Source organism: Deltaproteobacteria bacterium (genome assembly GCA_029210625.1).
Classification (GTDB): domain Bacteria; phylum Myxococcota; class Myxococcia; order SLRQ01; family SLRQ01; genus JARGFU01.
The window spans coordinates 23,752-34,401 of sequence record JARGFU010000042.1 but is presented as its reverse complement, the minus strand read 5'-3'; the positions used below and the strand labels follow the sequence as shown (position 1 = coordinate 34,401).

Genomic DNA, 10,650 nt, shown 5'->3' with positions numbered 1-10,650 from the left:
GTCCTCGTCGTCGTCGGAGTCCTCGTCGTCGTCCGAGTCCTCGTCGTCGTCGGAGTCCTCGTCGTCGTCCGAGTCCTCGTCCTCGTCGGAGTCCTCGTCGTCGTCGGAGTCCTCGTCGTCGTCGGAGTCCTCGTCGTCGTCCGAGTCCTCGTCGTCCGAGTCCTCGTCGGGCTCGCCGGCGGCGTCGTCGGCCTCATCGTCCGACGCGTCGTCCGCTTCTCCCTGATCGGCGGCTTCCGCCTCCCCCTCGGAGGGCTCCGCGGCCGGTCCGACGTCCTCGGCGGCGGCAGGATCCCCGCCTCCGTAGACCGCCTCGATGGAGGCGTCCGCCTCCTCGGGAAGATCGTCGGCCTCGCCCCACTCTCCCTCGGAGAGCTCGAAGGTCTGCTCCGGCGAGTCGGGGTCGAAGGAGATGTCGTTGACGTAGAGGAAACCGGCCTTGTCGGTCCCCAGATCCACGAAGGCAGCCTGCATCCCGGGGAGGACCCGGAGCACCTTGCCCTTGTAGATGTTCCCTACGATGCCTTTCTCACGCCGACGCTCGACGTAGTACTCGGTGATGGATCCCTTCTCGACGAGGGCCACCCTCGTCTCGAAGCTCGTCGCGCTGATGACGAGAACGTTGGACATGGGAATCGCTCCTGCCGACCCCTCCTGGGAGAGATCCGGCAACGCCCGAACCGTGCCTCGCGCGTCCCGGGAGCTCCGCTCGTCCGGAGGGGAGGAGTGAGCGTCCGGTACCGCCGGGGCCACTCTTGGCCACCGGGTCCGGACCTCCGCCCCCTCGTACCGAGGGTCCAGGGAGGACGTTCACGCACGTCTCCTGTCGTTCGGATCCGCGCAGCGGAGAACGTGTCAGGAGTCGGGGATGTTGTTGACGATGGGTCGACATCGAAACCGTCGACTTTCTAACCGGTTGGGCAACCTCTTCGCTGCGGGGCCGGTGTGAGTATTTCCCGGCTTTCCGCGGTCTCGTTGGCGCCCCAGAGAAAACGTTCACAGACAGACGGCGCCAGCCGTCGGTCGTCCCGGATTAACACATTCGGGCCAGCACTGGCAAGAGAACTAGAAGATCCAGCGGCTTAGGCCGATGAGAGCCTCTGGGGGCCTCTTAGCGCCGGTGGAGGCGCAGATGCCCCCGCTCCGCGTCCAGCACGACCCGGAAGTGCCGCTGGAAGTCCCGGCCCAGGAGGTTCTCCCGGCAGGAGGTGCAGACCAGGACCTCGAGGCTGTCCACCCGGGCCGACTCCACCCGGATGGAGGAGAGCCGGATCACCGGCGCCTGGAACTCACCCGCGGGGGTCCTCAGGGGGCGGTAGACCTCCGCGCTCTCCGGGGCGAAGCCGAGCCGCCGCGCGAGGGCCAGGGTCACCAGGGTGGTGTCGGCCCCGGTGTCGAAGACGAAGTCCGCCGGGATGTGCCCGTTCACGGTGGCGCCCACCACGACCGGGGCGCCCGAGCGGGCGACCGGGAGATCGACCACCATCGCGCCGGGCGCCGGGCGGGTCCCGTTCGAGCCCCCCCCGTCGTCCACGCGGCCGACGTTCACGGCCGGTGCGGGCACGCTCGGTGCGACGGGGGCGCCCTTCCGGGCCAGGCGCCGCAGGCCATCGACGACCCCTCGCCCCGCGTCCATCACCGGGGCCTCACGCTGTTCCGCCTGGCCCAGCACCCGGGCCAGCGCGTGGAAGGGCCTCGCGCCGTGGGTCTCGAGGGCCCGATCGGTGGGGCCGCCCAGGACCAGCAGGAACAGGAGGAGCAGCCCGACCTCGATCCCGGCGAAGGCCCGCCAGCCGCGCCGAGCGATGCGCCGGGCGAGGAGGGCCGGGACGACGACGCCGAGGACGAGACCGAAGGCGATCATCAGGCCGCCGTCGGGCAAGACCCAGCCCACGTACGCGCCGACCAGATAGGTGACCAGCACCCCGAGGAGCAGGCAGGAGACCACGAGGATGAGCCCCGGGCCCTTCGGCTCGGGGGTGAACAACCTGCGTCGCTCGAGCAGCAGATCGTCTGGCTTCATCTCGGAAACGCCCTGCCTCGAGACGCACGAACACCGGGTGCCCATCATCCGGCCGCCTTCGTCTCACCGCCTCCTTACGCCCGTACCACGCAAAAGGACGATTCTCAAGAGCGACAAAAGAGATCCTCCTTGATCCACGGGGACTTGGACCAGATCCCGGATCTCGATCCTCCACGATCACGGGGCGCGGCCTCGCCTCGGCTTTCTCACACCCCGTGACATCGATGTCAGGGTTTCGAGGGCCCCTCCCCGGGGGTCGTGGGCCGTCCCCTCTCCAACCCCTTGGATCCAGGCCGATCCTCGAATCTGGCCCCGATGGCACGTGCCCTGCAAATGTATGGGGGCGAGGCAAGAGGGTGACGAGTCGTCGGTCGGTCCCCGCCATGCTACCGCACCGGTCGGCTCTTCACTCGAGGTTCCTGCATCCCGAGCCAGGAACCACTCTGCAGGGTCCGAAGCCCCATCCTTCGGACCCTGCTTTTTTTAGTTCGCGCTGCGAGGCTTCTTCCGCGTCAGTGACGGACCCGGAAGGTGCGGAACTCTCCGGTGGCCTCGGCCCAGCGCACGCGCACCTCGTCGACCCGCGCCACGGGCGGTCCCTGGTGGCACCACTCGATGAACTCCTCGAGCTCGCTCTGCTTCCCCTCGACGACGGCCTCGACCGCCCCGTCCGCCAGGTTGCGGATCCAGCCGGAGATGCCGATCCGCTGAGCCACCTCGAGCGCCGTGGCCCGGAAGAAGACCCCCTGGACCCGCCCCTCGACGACCAGCACCGCGCGCCGCTGCTCCCCGCTCATCTCCCCAGCCACTTTATGAAGGTCTCCTCGTCGATGATCTCCACGCCGAGCTCGCGCGCCCGATCGAGCTTCGAGCCGCCGCCCTCTCCCGCGATCACCAGGTCGGTCTTCTTCGAGACGCTACCACTCACGCGCCCGCCGCGGGCCTCGATCTCGGCCTTGGCCTCCCGCCGCCCCAGGGCGGCGAGCCCCCCGGTGAGGACCACGGTCTTGCCCTCGAAGGGTCCCTCCCCTCCCGCGGGCGTCGCCGGCGGCAGCTCGGGGGCCACCGGCCGGACCCCCTGCGCGAGGAGGGCCTCCACCGCGCGGGCGTTCTCCTCGGTGGTGAAGAAGTTCCTCACCGCCGCGGCGACCTCGGGGCCGACGTCCCGCAGGGCCTCCAGGGTCTCGGTGTCGGCGGCGGCGATGGCCTCGAGGCTGCCGAGCCCCCGGGCGAGCACCCCGGCGACGTGCTCCCCCACGTGCCGGATGCCCAGGCCGTAGACCAGCCGGGCCAGCGGGGGTGACTTCGCCGCCTCGAGGGCCGTGACGAGGTTGGCGGCGCTCTTCTCGCCCATGCGATCGAGGTCCTGGAGGGTCGCGGTGTCCAGACGGAAGAGGTCGGCGAAGGTCTCGACGAGCCCCTCGTCCACCAGCTGCACGATGGTCTTGCCCCCGAGCCCGTCGATGTCGAGGGCGCCCCGGGAGGCGAAGTGCCGCAGGCGCTCCTTGAGCTGCGCCGGACAGGAGAGGTTCGAGCAGCGGGTGACCGCCTCCCCCTCCTCCCGGCTCGCCCGGGCGTCGCAGACCGGGCAGCGTTCGGGGAAGACGAAGACCTCCTCGTCACCGGTGCGCGCCGACTCGATCACCCGCACCACCTCGGGGATGACGTCGCCCGCGCGGCGCACGAAGACCCGGTCGCCGATCCGTACGCCCTTTCGCTCCAGCTCGTCCTGGTTGTGGAGCGTGGCGTTGGAGACCTGCACCCCGCCCACGAAGACCGGCTCCAGCCGGGCCACCGGGGTCAGCGCCCCGGTGCGACCCACCTGCACGTCGATGGCGAGCACCCGGGTCTCCGCCTCCTCGGGCGGGAACTTGAAGGCGATGGCCCAGCGGGGGGCGCGGGAGACCGCGCCGAGCCTCGCCTGGAGGGCGAGCGCGTCGACCTTCACCACCGCACCGTCGATCTCGTAGTCCCGATCGTGGCGCGCCTCGAGGAGGGCCTGGCAGGCCGCGATGACCTCCTCGATGCCCTCGGCGAGGGTGGCGGGCGCCACCCGGAAGCCCCAGTCCCGCAGCCGCTCGAGCTTCTCGGCCTGGCGCTCCAGCTCCGCATCCACCACCTCGTAGAGGAAGGCGTCGAGGGGGCGGCCGGCCGTCATCCGGGAGTCGAGCTGGCGCAGCGAGCCCGCCGCGGCGTTGCGGGGGTTCACGAAGGGCGGCTCGCCGGCCTCCTCCCGCTCCCGGTTGAGGCGGGCGAAGGCCGAGCGGCGGTAGATGACCTCTCCCCGGACCTCGAGCTCGCTAGGGGCCTCCCCGGCCGCGCCCTTCAGGCGCAGCGGCACGCTGCGGATGGTCCGCACGTTCTCGGTGACGTCCTCGCCCACCCGGCCGTCTCCCCGGGTGGCGGCCTGCACCAGCACCCCCTCCTCGTAGCGGAGGCTCACCGCCAGGCCATCGAGCTTGGGCTCGACGAGGTAGCGGACCGGGGCCCCGGCCTCGAGCTCCAGGACCTTGTGGACCCGCTGGTCGAAGGCCCGCAGCTCGTCGTCGTCGAAGGCGTTTCCGAGGGAGAGCATCGGCGAGCGGTGCTCCACCTTCTCGAAGGCCTCGCCCGGGGGCGCGCCGACCCGGAGGGTCGGGGAGTCGGGGCTGCGCAGCTCGGGGTGCTCGGCCTCCAGCGACTCCAGCTCCCGCATCAGGCGGTCGTAGGTGGCGTCGCTGACGGTGGGGTCGTCCAGGACGTAGTAGCGGTGGCTGTGTTCCCGGAGCTCGGCGCGCAGCGCCTCCACCCGGGCCCGGATCGTGTCTCGCTCGGCCATCGGCCGTGAATCTAGCCCAGGCCCCTGACGGGGGCACCCACCGGCGGCGGGGCCAGGAGGTTGACCACCGGGCCCCGGGGGCGCTAAAAGCGTCGGCTTCGCGACCTACGGTCCCCGGGACGAGGGTGTCCCGAGTATGTAGGCAAGGAGCCTAGCGAGATGAAAGCCGAGATTCACCCGAAGTACGAAGACACCGTGATCACCTGCGCCTGCGGGAACCAGATCCACACCAAGAGCACGAAGTCCGACTTCACCGTCGACATCTGCAACGAGTGTCACCCGTTCTTCACGGGCAAGCAGAAGCTGGTCGACACCGCCGGTCGTATCGAGCGGTTCCGCCGCAAGTACGCCAAGAACGGCTGATCGCCCCGCTCTACGCCTTCGGCTCGAGGACCTCGTCCAGGGCCGGAACGTAGCGCTCGAGCAGATCGACGAAGCGATCCTTCACCCGATCTGCGACCTCTTTCACCTCGGCGTGAGAGAGGGGGTTGGTGGCGATGCCCGCCGCCAGGTTGGTGATCACGGAGATCCCCACGCAGCGCACGCCCATGTGCCGCGCGGCGAGGACCTCCGGCGCCGTCGACATGCCCACGGCGTCGGCGCCCATCGAGCGCAGCATGCGGATCTCGGCGGGCGTCTCGTAGGCCGGGCCGGGCATGCAGGCGTAGACGCCACGCCGCAGGGCCAGCTTGCCCTCGGCGGCCACCGACTCCAGCAGATCCGAGTAGGCCGGATCGTAGGACGTGCTCATGTCCGGGAAGCGAGGCCCGAGGCGCTCGTCGTTCGGGCCCGTCAGGGGAGAGCGGCCCGAGAGGTTGATGTGGTCGGTGATCCGCATCAGGTCGCCCGGCTTGAGGTCGGGGTGGATCCCGCCGGCGGCGTTGGTCAGCACCAGGGCCTGGATGCCCATCGCGGCCATCACCCGTACGCCGTGGGCCAGCTCGTCCACCGTCCAGCCCTCGTAGCCGTGCACCCGCCCCGCCATCACCACCACCGGGACGCCCCGCGCCTTGCCGAGGACCAGGCGGCCCGCGTGGCCGGCGACCGCGCTCACCGGGAAGTGGGGAAGCTCACCGTAGTCGACCGAGATCGCCTCCTGGAGCCCCTCGGCGAACGCACCCAGCCCCGAGCCCAGGACCAGGCCGACCCGCGGCCTGGCGCCGCCGAGCTTCTGCACCGCCTCGGCGCTCTCCATCACTCTCTCGTAGACCTTCTCGTGCATCTCTTCCCGCTCTTCCTTCGAGGGTTCAGACCAGCATTCCTGCCACGGTGGCCGTCATGAAGGCCGCCAGGGTTCCAGCAATCATCGCACGTAGCCCCAGGCGCGCCAGATCGTGGCGGCGCTCCGGCGCGATCCCACCGATGCCACCGATCTGGATCGCGATCGATCCGAAGTTGGCGAAGCCGCAGAGGGCGTAGGTGGTGATGACCACCGACCGGTAGGAGAGCTCCACCCCACCCTTCAGCAGCTCGCCGAAGTGGTGGTAGGCGTAGAACTCGTTGAGGACCAGCTTCTCGCCCAGCAGCTGGGCGACCACCGTGCAGTCCTGGGCGGGGACCCCCATCACCCAGGCCACCGGCCAGAAGACCCAGCCCAGCAGGCGCTGGATCGAGAAGGGCGTCCAGAGGGCCTGGTCGGCCAGCTCCGGCGGCAGCCCGCCCTGCACCTGGGCGAGGCAGGCCTGCAGGGCACCGAAGTCCTTCGGGGCCTCGCAGCCCGCAGGGACGACCGTGGCCGAGGCCTTCAGGTGCTCGAGGATCTCCGCCCAGAGGCCGTCGTTGTGCCAGCCGGCGGGCAGCCCGAGCAGGGCGTTGAGCAGCGCGACCAGGGCGATGAAGGCCAGGAGCATCGCGCCGACGTTGAGGGCCAGGGTCAGGCCCTCGCCGGCGCCCCGCGCCGCGGCGTCGATGACGTTGACGTCGGGGCGCTCGATCTCGAGCTGGAGGCTCCCGGCGGTCCGGGAGACCTCGGTCTCCGGGATCATCGCCTTGGCGACGACCAGCGCCGCCGGCGCGCTCATCACGCTGGCCGCGATGAGGTGGCCGGCGATGTCGGGGAACATCCCCGAGAGCATCGCCACGTAGGCCATCATCACGCCGCCGGCCACCGTGGCGAAGCCGCCGGTCATCACCGCCATGAGCTCCGAGCGGGTCATGGTCGACACGAAGGGCTTCACCAGCAGGGGCGCCTCGGTCTGCCCGACGAAGATGTTGGCCGCCGCCGAGAGGGTCTCGGAGCCGGAGGTCCGCATCGTCCGCTGCATCACCCACGCCACGCCGTGGACCAGCCGCTGCATCAGCCCCAGGTGGTAGAGGACGGTCATCAGCGAGGAGAAGAAGATGATGGTGGGCAGCACGTTCAGCACGAAGCTGAAGCGCATGGTCAGGTAGTCGCCGAAGAGGAAGCCCGAGCCCTCGTCGATGAAGACCTGCAGGCGCATCACCACCTGGTTGAGGAAGGCGAAGAGGCGCTTCCCGGCGTCGGTGCGGATGACGAAGACCCCGAGGAGGAGCTGCAGGGCCACCCCCCAGGCGATCACCCGCCAGGGGACCAGGCGGCGGTGGCTGGAGAGGAGCCAGGCGATCCCCAGCAGGGCGAAGAGCCCGAGGAGGGAGATGACGCGGCCGCCCCAGTCCACGGTCTCGGGCCGCTCGACGAGGGTGGCGAGGGAGCGCGGCGCCTCGGCGGGCGCGGCCTCGGCGGGCGCAGCCTCGGCGGGCGCAGCCTCGGCGGGCGCAGCCTCGGCGGGCGCAGCCTCGGCGACCGGGGTCTCGGTGGGGGCGGCCTCCTCCTGCGCCCGGGCCCCCAGCGCGAGGAGCAGCAGGCCCGAGATCAGCGCCAGGCCCAGGGCCTGGCGGAGGGAGAGCAGCCACCGACCCCGCCGGGGGGGCGCGGCGACCCCGCGGCTCATGCCCTCTCCGCGACGATGCGATCGAGGATGCGAGGCGTCCGGGGGGGCGGCTCGTCACCGAGGAGGTAGGCCTCCTGCACCTCCGCGGCGCACTGGTCGATCTTGGACTCGTCGTTCACGTGGATGACCGCCAGGACCTCGCCCGCCTTGACGGTGTCGCCGGTCTTCTTGCGGAGCATCACGCCCACCGCCGGATCGATCACGCTCTCCTTGGTGGCCCGGCCCGCGCCGATCTTCATGGCCGCCACGCCAACCTTCAGGGCGTCGATGCCCTGCACCACGCCGGTGCGGGTCGCGGTGACCGGCTCCCCGAACTGCGCCGAGGGCAGCACCCCGGGGTCGTCGGCCACCCGCGGGTCTCCCCCCTGGGCCTCGACCAGGCGCCGGAAGCACTCGAGGGCCGAGCCGTCGGCGACGGCCGCCCGGGCCTTCGCCTCGCCGGCCTCGAGGTCGTCCGCCACCTCGCCCAGCACCAGCATCTGGGCGGCGAGGGCGAAGTTGATCTCGTCGAGGTCCGCCGGCCCCCGCCCGTGCAGGAGGTCGATGGCCTCCTGGGTCTCCAGGGCGTTGCCCACCGCCAGGCCCAGGGGCTCGTCCATCGCGGTGAGGAGGGCCACCACCTGCTTGCCCATCCGGGTGCCCAGCTCGACCATGGTGCGGGCGAGCTCCTCGGCCCGCTCGCGGGTCTTCATGAAGGCGCCCTTGCCGACCTTCACGTCGAGCACCAGGGCGTCGATGCCCTCGGCCAGCTTCTTGGAGAGGATCGACGAGGAGATGAGGGGGATCGACTCCACCGTCGCGGTCACGTCCCGCAGCGCGTAGAGCTTGCGGTCCGCCGGCGCGAGGGTCTCGGTCTGCCCGATGAGGCAGAGGCCGTGCTCGGCGACGATCTCCTTGTAGCGCTCGATGCCCAGATCGACCCGGAAGCCGGGGATGGCCTCGAGCTTGTCGAGGGTGCCGCCGGTGTGGCCGAGGCCCCGGCCGCTGACCATCGGCACCGGCACGCCGCAAGCCGCGACGATCGGCGCCAGACAGAGGGAGACCTTGTCCCCCACCCCGCCGGTGGAGTGCTTGTCGACCTTCCGCCCGGGGACCTCCGAGAGGTCCACGACCTCCCCGGAGTGCAGCATGGCGCTGGTCCAGGTGGCCAGCTCCCTACCGGACATGCCGCGGAAGAAGATGGCCATGAGCAGGGAGGCCATCTGGTAGTCGGGGATCTCGCCGCGGGTGTAGGCGTCGACGAGCCATTTCAGCTCGTCGTCGGAGAGCTCCTCACCCTCGCGCTTCTCGAGAATCAGGTCGTAGGCACGCACGAGAGGCTGCTTACCACGCGAGCCCCCCGGGCAGAAGCGCCCGGATCCGCGCTAGTAGCCCTTGCTCTTGGTCTTCTGGCCCGTGACGATCGCCACGCTGGCCGAGGCGCCGATGCGGTCGGCGCCGGCCTTGAACATCGCCCGGGCGTCGTCCGCGTTGTGCACGCCGCCGGAGGCCTTCACGCCCATCTCGGGGCCGACGATCCGCCGCATCAGCTCGACGTCCTCGACGGTGGCGCCGCCACCCCCGAAGCCGGTCGAGGTCTTCACGAAGGCGGCGCCGGCGGCCTTGGAGAGCGCGCAGCCGATCACCTTCTCGTCGTGGTTCAGGGAGGAGGTCTCGAGGATCACCTTCACCGGGTAGGGCTTGGAGGCGTCCACCACCGCGGCGATGTCCTCGAGGACCAGGGCGTAGTCCCGGCTCTTGAGGGCCCCGATGTTGATCACCATGTCGATCTCGCGGGCGCCGGAGCGGACCGCCTCCCGGGCCTCGAAGGCCTTGGCGGTCGCGGTCATCGCGCCGAGGGGGAAGCCGACGACGGCGATGGCCTTCACCGGCGAGCCGGCGAGGCAGCGGGCCACGAAGGCGACGTTCGACGCGTTCACGCAGACCGTGGCGAAGCCGTACTGCTTGGCCTCGTCGCAGACCCGCTGGAGGGACTCGCGGTCGGTGTCGGGCTTGAGGAGGGTGTGGTCGATCGCGCGCGCGATGTCGGCGTCCGAGCGGCCGGTGCCGGGCTGCGCCGAGAAGCGCGTCGCGCCGAGCTGCTGCATGGCCCGGATCACGCGGGTCTTCCGGACGTGGCAGTGGCCGCTGCCGCTGCACTGGGAGGCCGTGGCCTCGCACTCCGAGCCCGACGAGCAGGCAGAGGCCGGGGCCGGCGAGGCCTGCATCAGCCGGGCCTTCACCTCGCGCGTGACTTCATCCACCAGTCGATCGAGGTCCATGGACATGGAAGGGGTCTGTAGGCGGCGGACCGGTGCCTGTCAAGCGAGCCCCGCACCCTGGGGGGGCCTCCCCCGGTCCTCCAGTCGTGATACTTTTCCCCGGGTGAAGCGGCTGGCGGACCTCGTGCAGGACCGGAAGGAGCACTCCCTCGAGAGCTTCCTGACGACCTTCCCCGATCCGGTGCTCCTGCACCGGCCGGAGGACTCGGGCGAGGAGAGCGCGCGCTCCTTCAAGACCGGCCTCACCGATCCCCACGCGACCCGCATGGAGCTGGCGGTGGGGCTCTCCACCGACGCCGACCTGGCGGTGGTGCCGGTCAGCAAGGCCCCCGACGGGGTCTTCTCCGACCGGGTGGGGGTCGGGCGGACCCGGAACAACGACATCGTGCTGCCCTACCCCAAGGTCTCGAAGTTCCACGCCTACTTCACCTGGTCGCGGGACCGCAGCGAGTTCTACCTCACCGACGCGGGCTCGACGAACGGCACCTTCGTCAACGGGCACCGCCTCAAGAAGAGCGAGTCGGTGATCGTGCCCGACCGCTGCGTGGTGAGCTTCGGGCGCTACCACTTCCGCTTCCACACCCCGAAGGGCCTCTACGAGACCCTCGGGCAGATCGCCTACGGCCACTAGGGCCG

Annotated in this window: 10 protein-coding genes; 2 read left to right on the top strand and 8 right to left on the bottom strand. The window is 70.8% G+C overall.

The features are described from left to right. The 4 genes from P1V51_23815 to ligA form a co-directional block, all read right to left on the bottom strand. Positions 1-630 (bottom strand): hypothetical protein (locus P1V51_23815; GenBank protein ID MDF1566082.1); only part of this gene is annotated, 630 nt, incomplete at its 3' end. A gap of 481 nt (positions 631-1,111) precedes the next feature. Next, positions 1,112-2,023 carry an aspartyl protease family protein gene (locus tag P1V51_23810; GenBank protein ID MDF1566081.1) on the bottom strand — a complete coding sequence of 304 codons (912 nt, stop codon included), beginning with the start codon at positions 2,021-2,023 and terminating at the stop codon, positions 1,112-1,114. A 512-nt stretch (positions 2,024-2,535) separates the two neighbouring features. Next, positions 2,536-2,820 (bottom strand): acylphosphatase, encoded by a 285-nt coding sequence (locus P1V51_23805; GenBank protein MDF1566080.1) that lies wholly within the window; start codon positions 2,818-2,820, stop codon positions 2,536-2,538. After that, on the bottom strand, positions 2,817-4,841 hold the full coding sequence (ligA, locus tag P1V51_23800) for an NAD-dependent DNA ligase LigA (protein MDF1566079.1): 2,025 nt from the start codon (positions 4,839-4,841) through the stop codon (positions 2,817-2,819). Before ligA ends, P1V51_23805 begins: the two co-directional genes overlap by 4 nt. Before the next feature lie 159 nt (positions 4,842-5,000). Here ligA and rpmE point away from each other — a divergent pair, with 159 nt between their 5' ends. Continuing rightward, positions 5,001-5,204 (top strand): 50S ribosomal protein L31, encoded by a 204-nt coding sequence (gene rpmE / locus P1V51_23795; protein MDF1566078.1) that lies wholly within the window; start codon positions 5,001-5,003, stop codon positions 5,202-5,204. 10 nt (positions 5,205-5,214) lie between these two features. Here the strand turns inward: rpmE and P1V51_23790 are convergent, their stop codons facing one another. From P1V51_23790 to deoC, 4 genes are read right to left on the bottom strand one after another with little or no spacing between them, the layout of a single operon-like run. After that, positions 5,215-6,063 (bottom strand): purine-nucleoside phosphorylase, encoded by an 849-nt coding sequence (locus tag P1V51_23790; GenBank protein MDF1566077.1) that lies wholly within the window; start codon positions 6,061-6,063, stop codon positions 5,215-5,217. Between the two features lie 25 nt (positions 6,064-6,088). Beyond that, positions 6,089-7,753, bottom strand: coding sequence for a nucleoside transporter C-terminal domain-containing protein (locus tag P1V51_23785; GenBank protein MDF1566076.1), 1,665 nt, complete (start codon positions 7,751-7,753; stop codon positions 6,089-6,091). Further along, positions 7,750-9,066: a thymidine phosphorylase gene (locus P1V51_23780; protein ID MDF1566075.1), complete on the bottom strand. Its 1,317-nt coding sequence runs from the start codon at positions 9,064-9,066 to the stop codon at positions 7,750-7,752. The genes P1V51_23785 and P1V51_23780 overlap by 4 nt, the downstream gene beginning before the upstream one ends. Before the next feature lie 51 nt (positions 9,067-9,117). Then, positions 9,118-9,840 (bottom strand): deoxyribose-phosphate aldolase, encoded by a 723-nt coding sequence (deoC, locus tag P1V51_23775; GenBank protein MDF1566074.1) that lies wholly within the window; start codon positions 9,838-9,840, stop codon positions 9,118-9,120. Positions 9,841-10,117: 277 nt separating this feature from the next. Here deoC and P1V51_23770 point away from each other — a divergent pair, with 277 nt between their 5' ends. Beyond that, on the top strand, positions 10,118-10,645 hold the full coding sequence (locus P1V51_23770; protein ID MDF1566073.1) for an FHA domain-containing protein: 528 nt from the start codon (positions 10,118-10,120) through the stop codon (positions 10,643-10,645). Positions 10,646-10,650: the final 5 nt, after the last annotated feature.